Consider the following 23,291-nt stretch of genomic DNA (forward strand, 5'->3'; position numbering starts at 1 on the left):
TGGGTTCGGGCGTATTTGCCGCCTCAGGACACCTTGCCCTAACGCAAGGCGATAGACCTGGGAGGGTCGTTGAAGATGGCTACTATGCCCCTGACCGCGCCGGCGGTAAAACCGGCTAATCCGAATTTTTCGTCGGGCCCGTGTGCCAAGCGTCCAGGCTGGACGGTTGAAGCGCTTGCCAATGCACTGGTCGGTCGTTCGCACCGCTCCAAGCCCGGCAAGGCCCGCATTCAGCGCGCCATCGACCTGACCCGCGACCTGCTCGAAGTCCCAGCCGATTACCGCATCGGCATTGTCCCCGCCTCCGATACCGGCGCTGTCGAAATGGCCATGTGGTCCATGCTCGGCGCGCGCGGCGTTGATATGCTGGCTTGGGAAAGCTTTGGCGAAGGCTGGGTCACCGACGTTTCCAAGCAGCTCAAGCTCGATGACGCCCGCATCATCAAGGCTCCCTATGGCGAATTGCCGGATCTTGCCCAGGTCGATTTTGACCGCGACGTGGTGTTCACATGGAACGGCACGACCTCGGGTGTCCGCGTTGCCAATGGCGACTGGATCCCGGATGACCGCAAGGGTCTGACCATTTGCGATGCCACTTCGGCCGCGTTTGCGCAGAAGCTCGATTTTGCCAAGCTCGATGTGGTCACCTTCTCCTGGCAGAAGGCGCTGGGTGGCGAGGCCGCCCATGGCGTGCTGATCCTGTCGCCACGCGCTGTGGAGCGGCTCGAGACCTTCAAGCCAGACCGCCCGCTGCCCAAGATTTTCCGCCTGACCAAGGGCGGCAGGCTGATCGAAGAAATTTTCGCAGCTGCTACCATCAACACGCCTTCGATGATCTGCATCGAAGACGCCATTGATGCCATGGAATGGGGTCAGTCGCTGGGTGGCCTTGCTGCCATGCAGGCGCGTGCCGACGCCAATTTCAAGGTGCTCTCGGACTGGGTCGCCAAGACCGACTGGGTTGAGTTCCTCGCCAAGAATGAAGCCAATCGGTCCAACACCTCAGTGTGCTTGTCGATTGTCGATCCCGCCGTCACCGCGCTTGATGATGCAGCGCAGGCTGCATTCGCCAAGGCGATTGTCGCCAAGCTCGACAAGGCCGCCGTGGCCTTTGACATCGGCGCCTATAAGGACGCGCCGTCGGGCCTGCGCATCTGGGCTGGCTGCACCATCGAGACGGCCGATCTTGCCGCGCTCGTGCCATGGCTGGATTTTGCCTTCGCCGAAGAAAAAGCTGCCCTCAAGGCCGCTGCCTAATTACACCACCCCCTCCCAACCTCCCCCATCAAGGGGGAGGTGCTGATCGAGTATGCGGCACTGTTCGTGTCCCAAACGCGGAGCGACACCTCTCCCTCGATGGGGGAGGCGGGAGGGGGTGACTTCTCACACTCGATTTTCAAGGAGGGCTCTGATGCCCAAGGTACTCGTTTCCGACAAGCTCAGCATGGCTGCCGTTCAGATCTTCAAGGACAATGGCGTCGAGGTCGACTATCTGCCCGATCTGGGCAAGGACAAGGAAAAGCTGCTCGAGGCCATCGGCCAGTATGATGGTCTGGCCATCCGTTCGGCGACCAAGATGACCGAGAAGGTCATTGCGGCAGCGACCAATCTCAAGGTGATCGGCCGGGCCGGTATCGGTGTCGACAACGTCGATATCCCGGCGGCGACCAAGAAGGGCATCATCGTGATGAATACGCCCTTCGGCAATTCGATCACGACCGCTGAGCATGCCATTGCCATGATGATGGCGCTGGCCCGCCAGTTGCCCGAGGCCGATGCCTCGACCCGTGCCGGCAAGTGGGAAAAGAACCGCTTCATGGGTGTGGAAGTCACCAGCAAGACGCTGGGCCTGATCGGCGCGGGCAATATCGGCTCGATCGTGGCCGATCGCGCGCAGGGGCTGAAGATGAAGGTCGTGGCTTTCGACCCGTTCCTGACGCCAGAGCGTGCGCAGGAAATCGGCGTCGAAAAGGTCGAGCTCGATGAATTGCTGGGCCGCGCCGATTTCATCACGCTGCACACGCCACTGATCGACGCGACACGCAACATCATCGACGCCGCTGCCCTGGCCAAGACCAAGAAGGGTGTTCGCATCGTCAATTGCGCCCGTGGTGGTCTGATCGACGAAGCTGCGCTCTACGAGGCTCTGAAATCCGGCCAGGTGGCTGGTGCTGCACTGGACGTGTTCCTGGAAGAACCCGCCACCGCCAATCCGCTGTTCGAACTGCCCAACGTCATCTGCACCCCGCATCTGGGTGCATCGACCGGCGAAGCGCAGGAAAATGTCGCGCTGCAGGTGGCCGAACAGATCTCGGCCTATCTCAATGCGGGCGAAATCACCAATGCGCTGAACTTCCCGTCGATCTCGGCCGAGGAAGCGCCGCGCCTGACGCCATTCATCAAGCTTGCTGAAGTGCTGGGTTCGTTCGCCGGTCAGCTCACCGAAACGGCCATCAAGGGCATCAAGATCGAGTTCGAAGGTGACGTCGCCAGCATGAATACCCGCCCCATGGTGGCCTCGGCCGTCTATGGCGTGATGCGCCCGATGATGCCGGATGTGAACATGGTGTCGGCACCGCAGATCGCCAAGGATCGCGGTATCGGCGTTGAAGTGGTGACCCGCGAACAGCAGGGCGCCTACGAGAACTATATTCGCCTCACTGTCGTGACCGAGCGTCAGGAACGGGCTGTGGCCGGTACGGTCTTCGCCAGCGGCAAGCCACGCGTCATTCAGGTCAAGAACATCAATATGGAAGCCGAACTGACGCCGTCGATGCTCTATGTGACCAATGAGGACAAGCCAGGCCATATCGGCCGTATGGGCACGTTGCTGGGCACGCTTGGCATCAACATCGCCAACTTCAATCTGGGGCGCGCCGAACAGGGCTCCGATGCGATTGCGCTGCTGTCGATCGATGGTCAGTTGACCGAAGCGCAGCTGGCAGAGATCGCCTCGCTCGAAGGCGTCAAGCAGGCCAAGGCACTGCGTTTCTAGACGATCGTTTTCATACCAAGTTCCAAGGGTCGGCGCTCAGGCGCCGGCCCCTTTTTTATGCGCGCATGCGCCGGGCGGCCCATTCGGCCATGGCGATGCCGCCGATGATGATGGCTGCGGCAATATAGTGGTACACCTCCAGGCGTTCGCCCAGAATGATTACCGAGCCCAGCGTGCCGAACACCGGGATCAGATTATGGCTGGGCGCAGCGCGATTGGCACCGACCAGCTCGACGCCGCGCGCGTAAAACACCTGGCTGAACATGGATGGGAAAACCATCACATAGGCCATGACCGCCCAGACCTTGGGCGAGGCCTGCGGAATGGTGGCGAAGGCGCTCAGACCGCTGCCAAAGACCTGCAACATGACCAGTGCGGTAATCGCCGCACCGGCAAAGGCCACCGCCATAAAGCTCATAATGTGCACTTTGGGCCGGAAGCGCAGGGCGAGCGTGTAGCTGGTATAGGTGAGGCAGGCCAGGATGATGAACCCGTCGCCGACATTGACGTCGAGCGTCAGGATGCGACTGAGATCGCCATGGGTGGCGGTCAAAGCAACGCCGGTTATGGCAATGAGCACGCCGATAATCTGCAGCAGGGTGGCGCGCACCCGAAAGATGATGAAATTGGCGGCCAGGATCAGCATGGGCAATGATCCCTGCTCGATCGAGGAGTTGACCGCGGTCGTTGTGGTCAGGCCGATATAGAGAAACCCGTTGAAAATCGCATAGCCAACGGCGCCATAGGCCATCAGCAGCAGCCAGTTGCGGCGTAGTACCGGCATATCGTCATGCAGGAAGCGCCAGGCGAATGGCAGGATGAATAATGTGGCGCCGACGCAGCGGCTGGCGAGGAGCAGGAAAGGGTCCATCTCGCCCACCACCATCTTGGCGGCCACAACATTTCCACCCCAAAACATCGGGGCCAGAATCAGCATCAGATAGGGCTGGTCGAGCAGTCGGGCGGAAATGCCGCGATTTTGGTGTTCTAGCGGCTTTGTCATCGTGGCTCGGGTGATGTAAGGACAATCGGACTTAGCAGTTATTCGACCACGTTGAAACTTCAACAAAAGGTGGTCGGGGGGACAGACGTCCAAATTGGGGAAGGGGCGACATTCGTGTCGAGCCCTTTGTGTCGCGCCTATCCTGGAGATGGAATTCAATGGCTAATGTGGTTGTCGTCGGCTCGCAGTGGGGCGACGAGGGCAAGGGCAAGATCGTGGACTGGCTCAGCGAGCGTGCCGATGTTGTGGTGCGCTATCAGGGCGGTCACAATGCCGGCCATACGCTGGTCATTGACGGGGTGAGCTACAAGCTTGCACTGCTGCCGTCCGGTCTGGTGCAGGGCAAGCTCTCGGTTATCGGTAATGGTGTGGTTGTTGATCCCCACCACTTCGTCAACGAGCTGGAACGGCTGCGCGCCCAGGGGGTCAAGATCACCCCCGAGTTGCTGCGCATCGCGGACAATGCGCCGTTGATCCTGTCGCTGCATCGCGAACTCGATGCGATCCGCGAAGATTCAAATTCGGGTCTGAAGATTGGTACCACCAAGCGTGGCATTGGTCCGGCCTATGAAGACAAGGTTGGCCGTCGTGCCATCCGTCTGGTTGATCTGAGCGAGCCGGACACGCTGATGATCAAGATCGAGCGGCTGCTCACGCATCATAATGCCTTGCGGCGTGGCATGGGGCTGGTCGAGATCGAAGCCCAAAAGATCTATGACGAACTGACAGCCGTTGCCGCCGACATCCTGCCCTTCATGGATCAGGTGTGGAAGGTGCTCGACGACAAGCGCAAGGCGGGCGACCGCATCCTGTTTGAAGGCGCTCAGGGCGCTCTGCTCGACAATGATCACGGCACCTATCCGTTCGTGACCTCGTCCAACACTGTTGCCGGTCAGGCTGCTGCCGGTTCGGGCCTGGGCCCTACAGCCATCGGCTATGTGCTGGGCATCACCAAGGCCTATACGACCCGCGTTGGTGAAGGGCCGTTCCCGTGCGAACTCGACGACGAAGTTGGCAAGCATCTGGCGGTCGTTGGTCGCGAGGTTGGCGTCAACACCGGTCGCCCGCGTCGCTGTGGCTGGTTTGATGCGGTGCTGGTGCGTCAGACGGTCAAGACATCGGGTATTACCGGTATCGCGCTGACCAAGCTGGACGTGCTGGATGGTCTCAAAGAGATCAAGGTCTGTGTCGGCTATGAGCTGGATGGATCACGGATCGATTACTTGCCTGCCTCAATGGGAGCACAAGCGCGCGTTAAGCCAATCTACGAGACACTGGAAGGCTGGTCGGAGACGACAGCAGGGGCGCGTAGCTGGGCTGAATTGCCCGCTCAGGCCATCAAATATGTCCGGTTTATCGAAGAGCAGATTGGCACGCCGGTGGCGATGCTGTCGACGAGCCCGGAGCGGCTGGATACCATCTTGGTGGTTGACCCGTTCCAAGACTGATATTTTTTGTTACAAGACGTCGCTGACATCGTGAGTATCAAGTAACCAATGGCGGACTACAAAGAGCTGTTGCGCCGGGCCATCTCGGCACTGCCGGAGAACAACGGGGCTGCACGGCGTGCGGTCTACGAGAAGGCGCGTTCGGCCCTGGTTGGCCAATTGCGCGCTATTTCTCCGCCATTGCCGGCGCGCGATATTACCCAACATCGCTTGCAGCTCGAAGACTGTATCCGTCTGGTTGAACAGGAAGCCAGCGAGGCCGTTATCACGCTGGGACGCGAGGGAGCCCCCGCGCCCCGGGCCTTTGAGCCGAAACCTGTCGCCCCCAAAGCGCCTGAACCCAAGCCCGACGAACCAGAAGTTGTTACGTCCGAAGCGCCTGCGGACGTCGCTGAAGAAGACGTTGGCGAACCTGTTCCGAGCGAGACCAAGGCGCCGGCCAAGCCAGCAGAAAATGCGCCGAAGTCGACAGCTGGCATGTCGATCGAAGAGATCATTGCCGAGGCTGCGGCGACCGGCGGCACCTCCATGATCCAGGTGCCGACTGTCGCCAAACAGCCCGCCAAAGGCGAATCACCGGTCCTGCCGCAACGCACGGAACCACCGCGCAGTGCGCCACTTGCGCCGGTCTCCAACATCAGACCGCTCGAAACACCGAGTAAATCTGTGGGAAACGACACGCGTCGTGAACCCACGCCCGTTGCCGCCAATTCCGGCGCAGATCCCGTGCGCGCCAGCACGCGGGTGGAGCCCTCTCTCGGCGGCTCGGGGGCGGCCCTGCGCCAACAGACAGACCCTACGGCATCAGTGGCTGTTGAGCCGGCGCTGTCGAGTGTTCGCGAAGTTGAACTTGAGGCCGTCGAGCCCGATACCAGCGAAGCGGAAGGCGCGATCGAGCGCGCCATCGAAACGCTTGATCGTGAAGCGCGCGGCGAGACCACCGATGACGCACCAAAATCTGCTCAGGACGTTGCCGAGCGCATGTTTGCTGCGCCCGGTGGCGACGTGGACAAGGCCGATGATAGTGGCTTTGTTTCTGCGCCCACGACAGCGCGAGCGGGTTCGGGGCTGACCATTTTCCTGATCGTGTTTGCCGTCTTGCTGGTGGGCGTCGGCGGCGCCGGCTTCTGGGCGTGGCGCGAGGGGTATGTCGATCTCGACCAGATGTTCGGTCAGGCCCAGCCTGGCGTTACCGAGACTGCCGAGGTCACGACGCCAACAACGCCAACGCTGGATCCGGTTCAGCCGAGCGAAACCACGGATCCCGTGGCCGCACCCGGCAATACCGCCACGGTCCCCGCCGAAGGACCTGCTACCACGCTGGAGGGGCTGGAAGCGGATGACCGTCTGGAGCCAACGCCGCAGGCTGTGGTGCCGACCGGTACCGAGACCGCATTGCCAGCGCTGGATGGTTCTGAGGGCAAGAGCGAAGAGCGGCTTCCCGGACAGGATGCCAGCAAACTGGCCGCCAATGATCCTAGCGCTTCAGTTGATCCTGCTGTGCTCGCCGGTAGCCAGTCACTGCTGCTTGAAGCCAGTGCCAATGGTACAACCGGTGCAGTTCCCTTCTCGGGCACTGTGGAATGGCGCGAAGGCGTTGATGAGCTTGGGCTTCCCACGTTGATTGGCCATGCGAGCATTCCGGCGCGCAATCTTGGCGTCGATGTTACGATCCGCAAGAATTCGGATCCGAGCCTGCCCGCCAGCCATCTGATGGAAGTGGATTTCCAGGTCACCGACACGTTTATCGGCGGCACGGTAGCCAATCTTCCCGGTGTGTTGCTCAAGGACGAAGAACTGGTGCCCGGCACGCCACTGGTTGGTGCATCGGCACGAGTGGTGGGGAACTCGTTCCTGTTCGCGCTCAGTGCGTCGCCAGACGACACCGCCACCAACACCAATTTGCTGGAAAACCGCAAATGGATGGATCTGGCCGTGGTTTATGGCACGGGCCGCAATGCGATCATCACGCTCGAAAAGGATGATGCGGCGCAGACCTTGTTCGACAAGGTGTTCGGCGCCTGGGCAGAGTAGCCGGGCGCTAGCCCGGCTGCAGTCGACCATCGATCAACTGATAGCGCCGGCTTGCCAGCGCCTCGACGTCATCAGCGTGATGGCTGACCAGAACAGTGTGCCAGCGATGGCGCAGCGTCAGGGTCCGCACCAGATCGCGGATGGTGACGCGCGTATCATCATCGAGCGCGGAAAAAGGTTCATCGAGCAATAGCACGGGGCGGTCGCGCAACAGCGTGCGCGCCAGCGCCACGCGCTGCTTCTGGCCGCCCGAAAGCGTGCTGGCGATCTGCTTTTCGAACCCCTCCAGCCCCACTTCGTCGAGTGCTTGGGCAACGCGCTTGTCAGCGTCGGCCCGCGTTGTGCTGGCGGGCAGGCCGAGGCGGACATTCTTGTCTGTCCGCAGATGCTCGAACAGGCTTTCTGACTGCAGCAACAGGGATACCGGCCGTTCCTCAGGCAAAAGGGGCCGCAAGTCCGCGTCATCGAGATCGATGCGTCCTGCGATGGGGTGCAGGAAGCCAGCCAGCAGATCCAGCAGGGTGGACTTGCCCGAGCCGCTGGCGCCCGAGATCGCGGTGATCTCCCCGGGGGCTGCGTCAAAGCTGAAGTTGTAGGGAACAGCCTGGCCCGGATGGGCGAAGGCCAGGGCGTCAACGCGCAGCATTGGCGATCCTTTCGAAGAGCTTGGGCAGGCCGACAAAGGCCACGATAGTGCCAATCAGCAGGATAGCGGCAATCGCGGCGGCATCATTGCTGCGATAGGCGCCCAGTGCCCGGAACATCATCAGCGGCAAGGTCTGGAAATCCTGAGTACCGAACAGGGCGATGACGCCAAGATCGCCGAGCGAAAAACAAAAAGACAGCGCGAGCATCACGCCAATATCCTTGCCCAGCAACGGATATTCCACGGCAATGAATTGCCGCCAACCTGACAGACCAAGAGTGCGTACGAGCTTGCCGCGGGTGCGGGCGATGGCTTCGAGCGGTGGGCCCAGAGTGGCCATGGCGAAGGGCAACGCCAGCAGGCTGTTGGCCAGGATGACTACGGCTGGCGCTGCCGTGGCCGGGGCTATGCCGAGCGAGCGGACCAGCAGGAAAAAGCCCAGCGAGAGCACAATCGCGGGGACGGCGAGATAGGCAAAGGCGGGCATGCCCAGCAGCGTGCGCATCAGCCCATTGGCCGTGGCGGCGCGTCCCAGTGCCAGTCCCAGCGCCAACCCCAGCGTCAGCACTGCCGACGCGATGCCGATTGTGAAGCTGCTCAGCGTCGCCCACCAGAAGGCGGGTTGTGTCAGCACGCGACCCAGTCCGGTGGTCAGGCCGTCGGAAAGCACTGCCGCGAGTGGCAAGACGAAGCCGATGGTGCAGATCAAAAGCACGATGGCCTGCAGCCAGCGCGCCGTCGTGCCATCGCGCCATGAAGGGGCCGCTGACGGCCCGAAACTGGTGGGGATCGGCGTCAGCGCTGCTGCCATCAGAATGACACCCGAACAGACCGCGATCTGGGTCAGGGCCAGACGCACAGCGCCCACCAGATCGAAATCGAGCCGGACCGCGGAATAGATGGCCACTTCCAGGGTCTGATTGGCCGGGCCCCCGCCAAGCAGCAGCACGATGGGAAAGCTGGTGAAGGCGAGCAGGAAGATGATGGCCGCCAGCCCCGGTACCGTGCTGCGCATGGCGGGCCAGTCGAGAATGGTAAAGCGTTGCCAGCCGGTCAGGGCAAGGGATTGCCCGGTCTTTAGCTTGCCAACGGGAATGGCATCGAGCCGCGCCAGCATGATGCGGGCGGCAAAGGCGCCATCAAGGATAACGTGGGCCAACAATATGCCCGATAAGCCGAAGGCGGGATTGCCCAATGGAAATCCAAACAGGGCCAGACTGGTCTGATTGATCCAGCCATTGCGCCCCCAGACGGCCAGTAGGCCGAAGGCGACGACCATGCCGGGCGTTACGATGGCGGAGGCGAACAGGCCCACCACCAGATCGCGGCCGGGAAAGCGCAGGCGATTGAGGGCCCAGGCCAGTGCCATGCCCACGCTGATCGAGAGCAGCGTGGTCAGCCCGGCCTGAATGGAGGTCATGCGCAAAAGATGGGGAATGTCGATGCGCGATGCGGTGCCCTCGCTGCCGGTGGCGGCAGCGAGGATTGCCCATAGGACAAGGGCGATAAGGCTCACAATGGCCAATGCCAGGGCGATCGCCGTGGCGATGCGGGCGGGGCGATTGGGCAAGGTGAGCATGGTTCTGGCCTAACGCCTACTGCACAGCGCTGAGCATTTCGTCGATCCAGGCCTTGGAGTCGGCGGCAATCTCGGCGTCCGTCACCGTCAACGTCTTTTCGGGCTGGGGCAGGGTGGCGTAGGTGGGCTCAAGCTGATCGCCCAGATCGATGACGGGTAGCATCCAGTTGGTGGTTGGGATGATTTTCTGCGCATCGGGCGAAGTCAGGTAGTCGAGGAACTGGCGGGCCAGTTCCTGCTGCTCGGAGGATTTGAGAATGCCAGCCACTTCGGTCTGGGCCAGGTGGCCTTCGCTGAACAGAGCTGCATGCACCGTGTCGTCGCCCTCGGCGATGATGTGATAGGCGGGGGAGGTGGTGTAGCTGAGCGCCATGTCAGCTTCGCCCTGCAGGAACAGGTTGTAGCTCTCACTCCACTCGCGCGTGACGCTGAGAATGTGGGGCTTCAGGCCTGCCCAGATTTCGGGCGCGCGATCGCCATAAGCCGCGCGGATCCACATGACCAGACCCAGGCCTGGCGTGGCGGAGCGGGGGTCCTGCACGGCGATCTTGAAGTCGTCAGGCAGCGCAATCAGTTCTTCGAACGAGGTGGGCGGCGTGGCCACGGTGTCGGTGTCATAGACAAAGGCAAAGTGCGCATAATCGAAAGGCACGAACTGCGCGTCAGTCCAGGCCTGGGGCAGGTTCAGCCCGCTCATATCGAGCCCGTGATCGGCAAACAGGCCGGTGTCGCGCGCTTCCCCGGCGATGGCGGTATCGAGGCCCACGATGATATCGGCCTGGGTGGTGTCGCCTTCGAGCTGGACGCGGCGCAGCGTGCCGATCGAGCTGTCGGCGGCAATCCATTCAACGGTGCAGCCGCCGCAGATGGCTTCAAAGCCTTGCTTGAGCACAGGGCCCGGGCCCCAGTCGGCGGCGAAGCCGTCATAGGTATAGATATTGAGGGTCGGCGCGTCCTGGGCCGAAACGGGGGCTGCGAACAGTCCGAAAAGGACCGCAGCAACGATGCAGGTGGATTTGACCATGGGTCATCCCTTCGTCGATTGCGGTCATGAAAGAAGGGGATGTATGTCAATGGCGGGACGTCACGAGATGCCCTTGCCATCTCGAACTTCCTCCGCCAGCATGACCTGGTTCAGGTTCAATGGGTAACTCTCAGCTCCGGAAATTCCGGAACACCCCAGCGAGACGCCCCACACTTAATGAGAGCGTTGTGACAGTGCAAGAGACTTCCGTGCATCCCGCGGACGCCCAGATTGTTGGCTTTGATCGCCCGATGGCCATTGTTGGCGGCGGTGCCGTTGATCTGGTGCTGCTGCGCGAACTGGCGGGGCGAAATGTGGCTCTGGTCGGCGCTGATGGCGGCGGCGATGCCATTGATGCAGCCGGACTGGTGCCCGAACTGATCGTCGGTGATCTCGATTCCCTGCGTGATCGTGCGGGCTGGGAGCGCCGCACAAAGGTCATCTACATCCCTGAACAGATCACCACCGATTTTCAAAAGGCGCTCTATTCAACCCAGGCACCGGTGACGCTAGCCTTGGGCATGACCGGCAAACGGCTGGACCATACATTGGCGGCTCTGAGCGCTGTGCTCAAATATGCCCGGGCACGAAAGATCGTGGTGGTCGACGAGGTCGATGTGGCGCTGGCGGTGGTAGGGCCTGTCGCCTTTGAGGCCGGTGCCAAAGAACGCGTATCGATCCACCCCCTGGTTCCGGTCAGCTTCACGCGGTCAACCGGTTTGCTCTATCCGCTCGACGGACTACGTCTTGAACCGGGTGGACTTGGCGGCACGTCCAATGAAGGTCTGGGCGGGCGGGTCGAGATTGTGCCAGCCGACGATACGCCCTGGCTGCTGATCCTTGGCAAGGAGCGGCTGTGGGATCTGATCAGCGGCCTGCTGGCACAGTGAAGCACCGCGCATAGAAAAGGCCCGCGAGATGCGGGCCTTTTAAGTCGTTCTGGATACCGGGCCTACTGGCCGCGATAGCGCATACGGCCGATCTCGTCATATTCAGACTGTTCGACCTTGAGCTGTTCAGCGGCTTCGCGCTGATGCTCTCGCTGGTCGAGCAGTTCGACCTTTTTGAGGTCTTCGAGCGCTTCCGCCAAAGCGTCCTGCGCGGCCTCGAGTTTGCCCCGCATGTCATTGGCCGAGGCGAGCAGATTGTCCCGTCGGGTCAATGCCGCCTTGGCAAAGGTTGAATAGGCAAAATGGGCGATGTCCGAGATGCCGGTCTTGGTATGCTCGATCTCGATCTGCTGGTCGAGTTCGGACGCCATGCGTTCGAAATCGTTGACCATCATTTCGATCTGCGCAACCTGGCGGCGCTTCTCGTCAACTTGAAATTTTTTGAGCCGGATAAGGCTCTCGCTGCGCGATTTCAAGACTTGTACTCCTTACACACCAAGTCAGTTCCGAGGCCAATACACTGCCCCATCAGTCTGCCGCGCCCGCTTCGGCAATGATCGCTTCGAGCATTTGATAGCCCTGGGCAACCGTTGTCGTTTCTTCCCGGTCCTGGCTTAGAAAAGCCTCCAGAGCCGGATAGATGGCGATCGCGCGGTCCACTTTCGGATCTGACCCTTTCCGGTAAGCCCCCAGCCGGATCAGTTCCTCCATGTCGGAATAAATCGACATGAGCTCTCGCGCCTTGGCCAGAACCGGTCGAAAATCGACCGGCACACACCCTGGCATGGTGCGCGAGATGGACCGGAGCACGTTCACCGCCGGGTATCGTCCCCGTTCGGCAATACCGCGCTCCATCACTATGTGCCCATCGAGAATACCGCGAACGGCGTCGGCAATAGGCTCATTGTGATCATCACCTTCGACTAAAACGGTAAATAGTCCGGTAACAGAACCGGTTGTTGGTGTGCCAGGGCCGGCCCTTTCCAACAATCGCGGCAATTCTGTGAACACTGTGGGTGGATAACCCTTTGCCGTGGGTGGCTCGCCAATGGCCAGACCGATTTCGCGCTGGGCCATGGCAAAGCGGGTCAGGCTGTCCATCATACACAGCACGCGCTTGCCCTGATCGCGGAAATACTCCGAAAGGGTCAGGCTCATATAGGCGGCCTGACGGCGCATGAGTGCGGCCTCGTCAGAAGTGGCCACCACCACGACGGCGTTGGCCAGCCCCTCTTCACCCAAATATTCCTGAATGAACTCGTGTACCTCGCGGCCGCGTTCGCCAATCAGGCCGATAACGGCGACGTCGACATTGGTATTGCGCGCCAGCATGGACATCAGCACGGATTTGCCCACGCCAGAACCGGCGAAGATGCCCAGACGCTGCCCCTCACACACAGTAGTAAAGGTATTGAGACAGCGCACACCCAGATCAAGCGGGTCACCGACCCGAACACGGTCATGGGCGAGCAGCGGGTTTTGCCGCAATGGATAGGCGGTGGCACCTCGTGGCAGCGGGCCTTTGCCATCAATGGGTTCGCCATTGGCGTTGATCACCCGGCCCAGCCAGCCATGGGAGGGAAAGGCGGCGCCGTCATTACGCTGAAAAATTGCCTTGCAGCCAAGCCGTACGCCAGAGAGCTGGCCGAAGGGCAGGCAAAGGGCATGGCCATCCTTGAAGCCGATGATCTCGGCGGCCAGGTCATCGCCATCGGTGGTCTCGATCTGGACCCGACCGCCCACGCGCAATTCGCGGACGGGACCAACGATTTCAATGAGCAGGCCCTGCACGGATTTGACGCGGCCATACACCTCGATATCGTCAATCGCCTCGATGGCTGAGATCAAAGCTTTCATCGTTGGATCAATTTGTCCGGCGTGTTGAAGGCATTAAGGTTTCCAGCCGTCTCGAATCGACAGCATTTACGAATCACAGAGTAACCCATCGTTAAGCAAAAGGCGCTATCACAGGGGTTGGACCGGTCCGTCCGCTGCTTGACGTGTGACCCCGTCCAAACCCCCATACAGCCGCAATTGCGTGAGTCTAAAGAGTCGGTTGCGACGGCTACTTAAACCATTTTCTTAAGAAAAATTGATAAGATTAACCCTTAAATTTCAATAACTTAGACTTAATTGAGAGTAACGGCATTTGCGTATTGCGGAACCGAATTAAACTTTGTTAACTATTTGGACTTAGGGTTCAGTCATATCCAGTAGGGTTGGCGTGGGCAGGCCAGGTCCCACGGTTCCAGCAGGAACGAATGACAAGGGGAATATAATGCGGGTACTCCTCATAGAGGACGACAGCGCTACAGCGCAGAGCATCGAATTGATGCTCAAGTCGGAGAGCTTCAACGTCTACACCACCGACCTCGGTGAAGAAGGCGTCGATCTCGGCAAACTATATGATTATGACATCATCCTTCTCGATCTGAATCTGCCTGACATGAGCGGCTATGAGGTGCTTCGCACCCTGCGCGTCGCCAAGGTGCAGACGCCGATCCTCATCCTTTCCGGTCTTGCCGGTATTGAGGACAAGGTGCGTGGTCTCGGTTTCGGTGCCGATGACTACATGACCAAGCCCTTCCACAAGGACGAGCTCGTGGCCCGCATCCACGCCATCGTTCGGCGTTCCAAGGGTCATGCCCAGTCGGTCATCACGACCGGCGAACTCACGGTCAATCTTGATACCAAGACCGTTGAAGTCCAGACCCAGCGTGTTCACCTGACTGGCAAAGAATACCAGATGCTTGAGCTGCTTTCCCTCCGCAAGGGCACCACGCTCACCAAGGAAATGTTCCTCAACCACCTCTACGGTGGCATGGACGAACCCGAGCTCAAGATTATCGACGTGTTCATCTGCAAGCTGCGCAAGAAGCTCAGCGTGGCCACCGGTGGCAAAAATTACATCGAGACCGTCTGGGGTCGTGGCTATGTGCTGCGCGAGCCAGATGATGCCGAAAACTATTCGGAAAACGTCGCCTAACGTCTCCAGGCGCACTGCAAATCTGGTGAACCCCGTTCGGCATCGTCGAGCGGGGTTCATTGTTTTTTCACTGGTGAGAACGGCTTGCGGTGGCCGTGACTTGCTGGTTTCATCACCAATCATGAACACCGAGAGCGATACCCATCGCGCCATCAACACTGTCTGGAAAATCGAGCGCCCGCGCCTGATTGCAGGGCTCACGCGCGTGGTGCGCGATATTTCGATGGCCGAAGAACTGGCGCAGGATGCGCTGGTGGCCGCGCTGGGGGCATGGCCCGAGACGGGGGTGCCTGACAATCCCGGTGCCTGGCTGATGCAGACGGCGAAACGCCGGGCCATTGACCAGTTCCGCCACCGGGCAATGGCGGCCAACAAATTGGCGGAAGTGGCGCATGGGATCGCGGTGGATTCACCTGACGCGGTTTCGGTCCTGCACGAAGCGCTGGATGACGATGTCGGCGATGATCTGCTGCGGCTGATGTTCACCGCCTGTCACCCGATCCTGTCGGCTCCGGCGCGGGTTGCGTTGACGCTGCGGCTATTGGGCGGGCTGACTACCCAGGAGATTGCGCGGGCCTTTCTGGTGGCCGAAACCACGATCGGGCAGCGCATTGTGCGCGCCAAGAAGGCGATCGCTGACGCCAATATTGCCTATGAAGTGCCCAGGGGAGCGGCGCGGGAAGCGCGGCTGGGATCGGTGCTGGGCGTGATCTATCTGATCTTCAATGAAGGGTACTCGGCAACGGCGGGGGCGGACTGGATGCGTCCGCAATTGTGCGAAGAGGCGATGCGGCTGGGGCGGGTTCTGGCAAGGCTGATGCCTGAGGAATCCGAGGTGCATGCGCTGGTGGCGCTTATGGAAATCCAGGCATCGCGGCTTGGGGCGCGGACCGATGCGGCGGGGGAGCCGATCCTGCTGCTGGATCAGGATCGTTCGCGCTGGGACTGGTTACTGATCGGGCGTGGGCTTGCGGCGCTTGATCGGGCAGGGGCGCTGGGTGGGGGTGAGCAGCCCTATGCCTTGCAGGCGGCAATAGCGGCCTGTCATGCCAGTGCCCGCAAGGCCGGGGACACGGATTGGTCAAGGATTGCAGCGCTTTACGGCGTGCTGGTGACGATAACGCCATCGGCTGTGATCGAGCTGAACCGGGCTGTGGCGGTGTCGATGGCAGAAGGACCTGCGGCAGGGCTGGCGCTGATCGCGGCAATTGCGGACGATCCCGTGCTCAAGGACTACCACTTATTGTTCAGTGTGCGCGGGGATTTGCTCAGCCGATTGGGGCAGGGGGCGGCGGCGGCCGGGGCGTTTCGGCGGGCGGCCGAGCTGACCCGCAACGGGCGGGAGCGGGCGTATCTGCTGGGTCGGGCCGCGACTGAAGAGGGCCGCTAGGCGGCCTGATCGAGATCGAACTTGGCTTCGAGGATGGCGCGGTTGAACGGCTTCATCATGTAATCGCTGGCGCCGGCCTTAAGAGCCAGGGCGATGGCGCCGATGTCGTTTTCGATGGTGCAATAGACTACGTGGGGCTTCTCGCCACCCTCGTAACCCCTGAGAAGCTTGAGGAATTCGAGCCCGGAGAGGATGGGCATGTTCCAGTCGAGCAGGATGGCGTCGGGCATTTCAGCGCGACATTTATCGAAGGCTTCCTGCCCGTCTTCGGCTTCGTCGACGATGTAGTCCATGTCCTCGAGGATGCGCCGTGCGACTTTACGCACGACGGTCGAGTCATCGACAATCAGGCAGGACTTCATTTCAACATGGCTCCAGAGCGACTAACGCCACCCCCATTGTGGCGCAGCACTTCCTAGGAATTAGTTAGCAGACTGCTGACGTTCAGACGCTCTGAACAGGTTCTTCAGTGACTTCTGCTGCAGCCTGGGGGGTGGCGGTGAAGTAGAACACGTCGTTTTCGATGCCGATGGCAATATCCATGTCGGTCATGCGAGCGAGCAGGCCGGTATAGAATGGCTGAATGCCGCGCGCATCGACGAAGCCCTCATCGGGTGTGCCGGCGAGCAGGCCAGCAGCGCCGGATGGGATCAGGGTCTTCTGACGCTTCTCTGGATCGCTCTTGGAATGGAATTCAAACTTCTCATGACCGGCATCGCCGGAGATGGCGGCGGTGACCTGACCACCACGGGGAACCGACATGGCCGCAATGAGCAGCATGTTCATGAACAGCTTGGCCTTGTGCTTGGGCAGCAGGATCAGCGGCACGCTCCACTCAAGATCAGCCTTTTCGATCTCGAACAGGATGCGGGCGACGCGTTCGCATTCGCGGGTGTCGATATCGGTGCCCGAGGTCGAGGAGGCGCCATAGGCAAGACGGGCGAATTCGAGCTTGGCGCGGCTCTGGCGCGCGGCGCTGGCGATCAGATCGCGCGCGCCATCGGCCATTTCTGTCTGGGCCGGGTCGCCAAGCACTTCAAGGCCATTACCGATTGCGCCAATGGGGTTGATCAGGTCGTGGCAGACGCGGCTGCAGAGCATCGCCGCGAGGTCGGTTGCCTTAAGGTCGATGATGTCAGCCATTTTGCTGTCTCCGTAGCGCCAGATATGTCGGCAAGAATCACTTTTTCAGACATTAGAGGGTGGCGGGCAAAAGTGGACCCCAAATTGTTTCCACTGCGGCCCGGTCCACCGCGAAGTTCAGCGGATCGACAGGTTCTTGGCCAGATCGGGCCATTTTTCCTCGGCGGTGCGGGCCGCCGCGTCGGGCGATAGCAGGAATGCCTCGCGATTGGCCGCTGAATAGAACAGATAGAGCCGCTGTTTGAACACGGTGAAGATGGATGCGTCACTATCGGAAATGAAACCGCGCGAGACGCCGGTGACGTCATGGCCGCCAAACTGCGGGGCGTAAACATCGGGCGCCGTCGCGAAAATATCGCGATTGGCGGCGGTGGCGAAATACCAGGGCACATTCTGCCAGGTGTACTCATAATCGGAGCGCCCCCTCAGCGGCTCCGGCTCGGTAAAATAGCTCACCGGATCCATGCCGCCCATGGCGATGCCGGTCAGCGGATCGGTGACGATCAGGGTGACCACAGACTGTGCCTGAGCCGGTTGCAACGTGAGCGGAACCATGCCGAAAAGCGGCAAAACAAAGGCAAGAATGGTTAAGATTTGTTTACAGGTTTGCGTCATCTTCAAACCAAGGATCGGCATGCGGATATTTTCGAGGTTGCCCGACAAAAGTTAAGGTCCAAGCCCTAACAAGCTTGTAATTGCCAATTTCGCCGTTCGCCTTGGGAGTTTCCGATGTTCAAGCGCCTCGCCATCCTGATTGCTGTCCTGTTTGCGGTCAGTGCACCGGTTCCTGTGGCCTTCGCACAGGGTTCGCTCAGCGACACCTATTCGGGTGATGATCTGGTCAATAGCGGCAAGCAGTTCTTCGGCTCTGCATCGCAGGGACTGGCCTCCGTGGTCGAGCGGGCGGTCAGCCAGTTCGGCCTGCCCAATGGCTATATTCTGGGTGAAGACGCTGGTGGGGCGCTGTTTGCCGGTGCTCGCTATGGCGAGGGTGTTCTGCATACCCGCAATGTGGGCGAGTACAATATCTACTGGCAGGGTCCATCGATCGGCTTTGACGTTGGTGGCGATGGCTCCAAGGTCATGATGCTGGTGTATAATCTGAGCCAGGTGCCCGATGCGCTGGGACGCTATGCCGGCGTTGACGGTTCGGCCTATGTGCTGGGCGGCTTTGGCATGACGGTGCTCAAGCGCGGCAATGTGGTGATGGTGCCGATCCGTTCGGGCGTCGGCGCTCGGCTGGGGATCAATGTGGGCTATCTCAAGTTCACCAATGAGCCGACCTGGAACCCCTTCTGATCGCGCTTCTAACCTATTGAGCGATCAAATCTTTGATGCCGGGGCCGAAAACCCCGGCATTGTCGTGACTGGGGATCGCGGCCGCGTTAGGGTTAACAAGTCGCCAAGATAGCGATCTGGTCGCATAGATGCCAGAACAGGGCAGTCCATGCGGATCTGGGTCGCGTGGTTTCGGAGTTCGGCCGATGCTCATTGAGAACATCATGTATTTTGCGCTGGGCTTGCTGATTGCGAGCCTGGTTGCGCTGATCATTCTGCCTGCGGTGTGGAAGCGCGCCGTGCGTCTGACCAAGCGCCGTATCGAGGCTGCAACCCCCATCACCATGGCTGAATTTCGCGCTGACAAGGATCAGCTGCGGGCCGAGTTCGCCCTGTCGACCCGTCGTCTGGAAATGAATGTGGAGACGCTGCGCAAGCGTCTGGCCGAGCAGCTGGGCGACGTCAACCAGAAGCGCAGCGATCTGGGGCTGATCAAGGCCGAGCGCGACAAGAACCTCGAGATCATCCGCGAGCTGGAAGGCCGCGAGGTCGAACTGCGCAGCCGGGTGACCGAGCTGGAGCGCGAGGCGACCGATCTGACGCAGCGCCTGCGGATGCGCGAGCGCGATCTGGACAGCCGCAGCGGCGAGCTGGCGACGCTGCGCGATGCGGTCAAGAACACGCTGCCCAAGGGCACGGTGGTCGATGGCAAGACGCTTACGGGCGATTATGATCACGATGTGGACCGCCTGAGCACGGCGCTGGCGATTGAGCAGAAGCGCGCCAATTTCCTCGAAGAGCAGGCCAAGAGCCTGGTAACCCGGCTGGAGACGTCTGACCGGCGCAGCGCTGAAACCAGTGCCGCCATCGCCCAGATGCGCAGCGCGCTCGCCGGGCAGGACGACAAGAAGGCCGAAGAGGCCGAAAATCTGGTCGAAGCTGAAGCGCGCATCGCCAATGCCGAAAACCGGCTCAACGCCATACTGGCCGAGAGCAATCAGGTGGTCGACAAGGCTGCGGGCCGAGCCGAGCAGCTGCTGGCCGACAAGCTGGCGCTCGAGGCCGAGGTCGAAACGCTGCGCAAAAAGGTGACCAGCGTTGAATCCACGATCATGTCCGACTGGGACAGCGATCGCATGGAAGAGGCCTATCTGCGCGAAAAGCTCAACGACATTGCCGCCAGCGTCAGCCGGCTGGTCTATGCGGTGGACACCGACACGCCAGTGGATCAGGACGGCGAAGAGAGCCTGTTTGACCGGGTGCAGCGGTTTGCCGATGATGGCGAGAGCCGCGATGCGCTGCCGGCAGAACCCAGCGCCAGCGACCGGCGCGGTTCGGTGTCTGATCGCATGGCGGCGCTGCGAGAAATCCAGGACCGTTGAGCCGGTCCCTGCGCGCGCGAAAAGGTTATTCGATAACGATGCTGCGGGTGAGTTCACCGGTTTCCTGATTGAACAGGGACAGGGTGGTGACGCCATTTATGGTATAGGTGACATTGATGGCGCCTTCGCTGACCGAGGCCGCAATGACAGCTGCACCGGCGGGCAGGGCGACAGCCTCGGCGACGGGCGGCGGCGGGGCATCGCGCATCACGCGATAGACAAGGGCGAAGCCAATCGCCATAAAGCCCAGCAACAGAATGCCGATCGAGATACCGAACGAGCGGCGTGCCTTCCCCAGCATGGCAAGAGCTTCAGGCGTCAACGGCGCATCTGGCTTTTGCTCGCTGGGCCCAGTTTCGTTAGGATTGTCCATGGCCGAAAATACCGCACTAGAGTTCGAGGGCGACGAAGTTGAAGTCGTGGTCGATGCCGCAATGGCCGGTGGCCGGCTCGATGCCGCCCTGGCCAAGGTACACACTGTGCTCAGCCGCAACCGGATCAAGGATCTGATCCTGACTGGCGCCGTCACGATTGACGGCAAACCCGTCAGTGAGCCCAAATACCGGCTTAGCGTCGGCGAAACAATCGTTCTTCTGGCGCCGCCCCCAGAAGATCCCGAGCCGCAGGCCGAGAACATCCCGCTCGACATTCTCTATGAGGATGATCAGGTGATCGTCATCAACAAGCCGGTGGGCATGGTGGTGCATCCCGCGCCGGGCGCGCCCAATGGCACGCTGGTCAATGCACTGATCTATCACTGCGGGGAAAGCCTGCAGGGGATTGGCGGGGTCAAGCGCCCCGGCATCGTGCATCGGCTCGATCGCGACACATCGGGCGTGATGGTTGCGGCCAAGACCGAGCGGGCGCATCGGCATTTGTCGGCGCAGTTTGCCGACCATGGCCGGACCGGACCGCTGCACCGCGCCTATATCGCTTTTGTGTGGGGCTCCACGGAAACGGCCAAGGGCAGCATTGATGCGCCTTTGGGGCGCGACCAGAACAACCGCCTCAAGCAGACCGTGCGTAAGGACGGTCGTGAGGCGATCACCCATTACATGGTCGAAGCGCGCTTTGGCGACGATGGCTGGGACATTACCCGCATTCAGTGTCAGCTTGAGACCGGGCGGACGCACCAGATCCGCGTGCACATGGCCCATATCGGCCATCCGCTGGTTGCTGACGCGGTTTATGCCTCGGGTTATGCCACCAAGGTCAACAAGCTGCCGCCTGACGTGGTGGGGCCCATCCAGGCGCTCGGCCGGCAGGCGCTGCATGCTGCCGAACTGGGTTTTGAGCATCCAGTGACCAAGGAAGAGATGTTCTTTGAAGCCCCGTTGCCGCCCGATCTGGATGCGCTGGAAACGGCGCTGAGCGCGTATAACAAGGCGTTCGCCCGCTAACTCACCGCAAGGTGAATGATCGGATCGGGCGCTGATGCGTTTCATTGACAGTGCCCGTAAAGTTGCTGGCAACCATTGCGCATTTGTAACGTTTGTCGATGTTGGCACATCTTACATTCGCCAAAGTGGCACTTATATATCTATCGTAGTTTGCCGATGCGCCGGTTCGGGCACGGGCAGACTTGAGGCGTCCGCCCGCGGAATGCGGGGGAACAGGAAAGGGGTGCGTCTATGGCCCAAACTAATTTGCCAGTGCTCTCGGCCGAAGGTGGCCTGAGCCGCTATCTTCAGGAAATCCGCAAGTTCCCCATGCTGGAACCGGATGAAGAATTCATGCTGGCCAAGCGTTATAAAGAACATGAAGATCCCGGCGCAGCGCAGAAGCTGATTACGTCGCATCTGCGGCTGGTCGCCAAGATCGCCATGGGGTATCGCGGCTATGGCCTGCCGATCTCCGAAGTGATCTCGGAAGGCAATGTCGGTTTGATGCATGCGGTCAAGCGCTTCGAGCCTGATAAGGGCTTCCGCTTGGCGACCTATGCCATGTGGTGGATCCGTGCGGCGATTCAGGAATATGTCCTGCGCTCGTGGAGCCTGGTCAAGATCGGCACCACGGCTGCCCAGAAGCGGCTGTTCTTCAACCTGCGCAAGGTGAAGGGCCAGATCGCGGCGCTCGATGATGGCGCACTGCATCCCGACCAGATCGCCCAGATTGCCACCACGCTCAATGTGACGGCAGACGAAGTGGTTTCGATGAATGCACGCCTGTCGGGTGATGCATCGCTCAATTCGCCCATGCGGGCTGATGAAGGCTCATCGGAATGGCAGGACTGGCTGGTCGATGACACGCCTAGCCAGGAAACCACGCTGGGCGAAAGCGAAGAATATTCCGAGCGCATGGGCCTGCTCAACACAGCCATGGATGTGCTCAACGAGCGCGAGAAGGCGATCTTTCACGCCCGTCGCCTGCAGGAAAGCCCATCGACACTCGAAGAGCTGGCCCAGCAATATGATGTGAGCCGTGAGCGTATCCGGCAGATCGAAGTGCGGGCCTTTGAAAAGGTACAGGAAGCTGTGCGCGAGGCGGCAGTCGCCAACTGATCGGGCGCAGCAGAAAATGAAAAGGCGGACCCTCTGGTCCGCCTTTTTTGTGTCTATGGGGTGACGATCATGCGCTGGCTGGCGCGATCGGCACTGTAGGTGTCCGGATCGTAAGCGGTCTGTGCCTCAAGCTGCTCGCGTGTGGTGTTGAGGAACAGATAGCGGTTTTCCAGCGTATCGGCCGAAAAGGTCAGGTTCTCATAGCCCACGGCCACCGGCTTGGCGCCCAGGCCGAGAAAGCCGCCGACATCGACGATGACCGCATCAAGGCTGTCATCGGCATTGCGCACCACATCACCAATGGTGCCGATCTGCTCGTCATTGATGCCGTAAACGGCAATGCCCAGCATGTCCTCGGCAGTCAATCCGGTGCTGTCGAAAGGCGAAATGCCGGCGCGGTCGAGAGTTGTCTCGTCCTCGCGCTCGGGCTGGTCAGTGGTGAGCGCGGGATCGATAGCGGTCTGGTTGGGATCGCCATCAACCAGCTGGGCCTGCTCCTCGCTGGGGGTCAAGGCAGGCTCGCCGGTAACCTCTTCGCTGTCCGCCCAGATAAAGGCGGGGGCGGAGGTGAGTTCATCGGCGGTGGTTGGCAGCACCCAGCGCCGGGTGCCGTCTTCGCGCTGGGCCCATTCGAGCTGGGCGAAATCGACGGCAACATCCTTGGCACCGACGCCCAGAAAGCCACCGACACTGATGACGACAGCGGAAATACCAAAGCCGGGGGTGACGACCAGATCCGCAATGGTGCCGATCTGTCCGGCATCGTCGGCAATGGAGGTGAAGACCGTCTTGTCGAGCAATTGGGTGACCAGGGTGTCGGCTTCGGAATGGGCATAGCCACTCGACATGATGGTGGGCGCGGCGATGCCGCTGCGCTCAAGCTCGGTGGCCATCTGGGGCAGAATATCCTGCGCCAGGGTGGGCGTCGCCAGCGCCAGGGTCAGTGCAATGGTGGAAACAAATGAATGGGACATGGGACCTCACAAACATGA

Annotated in this window: 22 protein-coding genes and 1 riboswitch; of the genes, 11 read left to right on the top strand and 11 right to left on the bottom strand. The window is 60.8% G+C overall.

From position 1 onward, the window contains the following. The first annotated feature begins 84 nt into the window (after window positions 1–84). Complete coding sequence (locus KD146_RS01015) at window positions 85–1,257, top strand: phosphoserine transaminase (RefSeq protein WP_212659055.1); 1,173 nt, start codon at window positions 85–87, stop codon at window positions 1,255–1,257. A gap of 154 nt (window positions 1,258–1,411) precedes the next feature. Next, complete coding sequence (gene serA / locus KD146_RS01020) at window positions 1,412–2,995, top strand: phosphoglycerate dehydrogenase (RefSeq protein WP_249327548.1); 1,584 nt, start codon at window positions 1,412–1,414, stop codon at window positions 2,993–2,995. 55 nt (window positions 2,996–3,050) lie between these two features. Here serA and KD146_RS01025 read toward each other — a convergent pair whose 3' ends face one another. After that, complete coding sequence (locus KD146_RS01025) at window positions 3,051–3,998, bottom strand: DMT family transporter (RefSeq protein ID WP_212656903.1); 948 nt, start codon at window positions 3,996–3,998, stop codon at window positions 3,051–3,053. A gap of 158 nt (window positions 3,999–4,156) precedes the next feature. Here KD146_RS01025 and KD146_RS01030 point away from each other — a divergent pair, with 158 nt between their 5' ends. Together KD146_RS01030 and KD146_RS01035 are read left to right on the top strand one after the other, a co-directional pair. Then, a complete protein-coding gene (locus KD146_RS01030) occupies window positions 4,157–5,446 on the top strand; it encodes an adenylosuccinate synthase (protein WP_212656904.1) in 1,290 nt (429 codons plus the stop codon). Window positions 5,447–5,494: 48 nt separating this feature from the next. Further along, a complete protein-coding gene (locus tag KD146_RS01035) occupies window positions 5,495–7,480 on the top strand; it encodes a hypothetical protein (RefSeq protein WP_212656905.1) in 1,986 nt (661 codons plus the stop codon). A 7-nt stretch (window positions 7,481–7,487) separates the two neighbouring features. On the opposite strand, the gene KD146_RS01040 is transcribed toward KD146_RS01035, so the two are convergent. The 3 genes from KD146_RS01040 to thiB are packed head-to-tail and all read right to left on the bottom strand — an operon-like array spanning window position 7,488 to window position 10,729. Beyond that, window positions 7,488–8,126: an ATP-binding cassette domain-containing protein gene (locus tag KD146_RS01040; RefSeq protein WP_212656906.1), complete on the bottom strand. Its 639-nt coding sequence runs from the start codon at window positions 8,124–8,126 to the stop codon at window positions 7,488–7,490. Beyond that, complete coding sequence (locus KD146_RS01045) at window positions 8,113–9,705, bottom strand: ABC transporter permease family protein (protein ID WP_212656907.1); 1,593 nt, start codon at window positions 9,703–9,705, stop codon at window positions 8,113–8,115. Before KD146_RS01045 ends, KD146_RS01040 begins: the two co-directional genes overlap by 14 nt. A gap of 16 nt (window positions 9,706–9,721) precedes the next feature. Beyond that, a complete protein-coding gene (gene thiB / locus KD146_RS01050; RefSeq protein ID WP_212656908.1) occupies window positions 9,722–10,729 on the bottom strand; it encodes a thiamine ABC transporter substrate binding subunit in 1,008 nt (335 codons plus the stop codon). Window positions 10,730–10,797: 68 nt separating this feature from the next. Continuing rightward, window positions 10,798–10,897: riboswitch (TPP riboswitch) on the bottom strand. Window positions 10,898–10,917: 20 nt separating this feature from the next. Here thiB and KD146_RS01055 point away from each other — a divergent pair. Further along, a complete protein-coding gene (locus tag KD146_RS01055; protein WP_212656909.1) occupies window positions 10,918–11,619 on the top strand; it encodes a thiamine diphosphokinase in 702 nt (233 codons plus the stop codon). A gap of 62 nt (window positions 11,620–11,681) precedes the next feature. Here KD146_RS01055 and fliJ read toward each other — a convergent pair whose 3' ends face one another. Then, window positions 11,682–12,095: a flagellar export protein FliJ gene (gene fliJ, locus KD146_RS01060; RefSeq protein ID WP_212656910.1), complete on the bottom strand. Its 414-nt coding sequence runs from the start codon at window positions 12,093–12,095 to the stop codon at window positions 11,682–11,684. A gap of 52 nt (window positions 12,096–12,147) precedes the next feature. Then, a complete protein-coding gene (fliI, locus tag KD146_RS01065) occupies window positions 12,148–13,476 on the bottom strand; it encodes a flagellar protein export ATPase FliI (RefSeq protein ID WP_212656911.1) in 1,329 nt (442 codons plus the stop codon). A gap of 421 nt (window positions 13,477–13,897) precedes the next feature. On the opposite strand from fliI, the gene ctrA reads away from it, so the two are divergent. Both ctrA and KD146_RS01075 read left to right on the top strand, forming a co-directional pair. After that, window positions 13,898–14,605, top strand: coding sequence for a response regulator transcription factor CtrA (ctrA, locus tag KD146_RS01070; protein ID WP_212656912.1), 708 nt, complete (start codon window positions 13,898–13,900; stop codon window positions 14,603–14,605). A 121-nt stretch (window positions 14,606–14,726) separates the two neighbouring features. Next, on the top strand, window positions 14,727–15,995 hold the full coding sequence (locus KD146_RS01075; protein WP_212656913.1) for an RNA polymerase sigma factor: 1,269 nt from the start codon (window positions 14,727–14,729) through the stop codon (window positions 15,993–15,995). Here the strand turns inward: KD146_RS01075 and KD146_RS01080 are convergent. The 3 genes from KD146_RS01080 to KD146_RS01090 form a co-directional block, all read right to left on the bottom strand. Beyond that, a complete protein-coding gene (locus KD146_RS01080; RefSeq protein ID WP_212656914.1) occupies window positions 15,992–16,357 on the bottom strand; it encodes a response regulator in 366 nt (121 codons plus the stop codon). The two genes, KD146_RS01075 and KD146_RS01080, sit on opposite strands and share 4 nt — an antisense overlap. Before the next feature lie 82 nt (window positions 16,358–16,439). Continuing rightward, window positions 16,440–17,138: a histidine phosphotransferase ChpT gene (gene chpT, locus KD146_RS01085; RefSeq protein ID WP_212656915.1), complete on the bottom strand. Its 699-nt coding sequence runs from the start codon at window positions 17,136–17,138 to the stop codon at window positions 16,440–16,442. 117 nt (window positions 17,139–17,255) lie between these two features. Continuing rightward, window positions 17,256–17,654 carry a YHS domain-containing (seleno)protein gene (locus KD146_RS01090; protein WP_212656916.1) on the bottom strand — a complete coding sequence of 133 codons (399 nt, stop codon included), beginning with the start codon at window positions 17,652–17,654 and terminating at the stop codon, window positions 17,256–17,258. Between the two features lie 213 nt (window positions 17,655–17,867). Here KD146_RS01090 and KD146_RS01095 point away from each other — a divergent pair, with 213 nt between their 5' ends. Together KD146_RS01095 and KD146_RS01100 are read left to right on the top strand one after the other, a co-directional pair. Then, complete coding sequence (locus KD146_RS01095; protein ID WP_212656917.1) at window positions 17,868–18,437, top strand: DUF1134 domain-containing protein; 570 nt, start codon at window positions 17,868–17,870, stop codon at window positions 18,435–18,437. 185 nt (window positions 18,438–18,622) lie between these two features. Further along, window positions 18,623–19,798: a hypothetical protein gene (locus KD146_RS01100; protein ID WP_212656918.1), complete on the top strand. Its 1,176-nt coding sequence runs from the start codon at window positions 18,623–18,625 to the stop codon at window positions 19,796–19,798. Window positions 19,799–19,823: 25 nt separating this feature from the next. Here the strand turns inward: KD146_RS01100 and KD146_RS01105 are convergent, their stop codons facing one another. Next, on the bottom strand, window positions 19,824–20,171 hold the full coding sequence (locus KD146_RS01105) for a DUF6476 family protein (protein WP_212656919.1): 348 nt from the start codon (window positions 20,169–20,171) through the stop codon (window positions 19,824–19,826). On the opposite strand from KD146_RS01105, the gene KD146_RS01110 reads away from it, so the two are divergent. Together KD146_RS01110 and rpoH are read left to right on the top strand one after the other, a co-directional pair. Then, the gene (locus KD146_RS01110; protein ID WP_212656920.1) at window positions 20,170–21,198 is read left to right on the top strand and encodes an RluA family pseudouridine synthase; all 1,029 of its coding nucleotides are present in this window, start codon (window positions 20,170–20,172) and stop codon (window positions 21,196–21,198) included. The two genes, KD146_RS01105 and KD146_RS01110, sit on opposite strands and share 2 nt — an antisense overlap. A 231-nt stretch (window positions 21,199–21,429) precedes the next feature. After that, a complete protein-coding gene (gene rpoH / locus KD146_RS01115; protein WP_212656921.1) occupies window positions 21,430–22,299 on the top strand; it encodes an RNA polymerase sigma factor RpoH in 870 nt (289 codons plus the stop codon). Window positions 22,300–22,352: 53 nt separating this feature from the next. On the opposite strand, the gene KD146_RS01120 is transcribed toward rpoH, so the two are convergent. Next, on the bottom strand, window positions 22,353–23,273 hold the full coding sequence (locus KD146_RS01120) for a PRC-barrel domain-containing protein (RefSeq protein WP_212656922.1): 921 nt from the start codon (window positions 23,271–23,273) through the stop codon (window positions 22,353–22,355). Window positions 23,274–23,291 lie beyond the last annotated feature (18 nt).

Source organism: Devosia litorisediminis (genome assembly GCF_018334155.1).
GTDB classification, from domain to species: domain Bacteria; phylum Pseudomonadota; class Alphaproteobacteria; order Rhizobiales; family Devosiaceae; genus Devosia; species Devosia litorisediminis.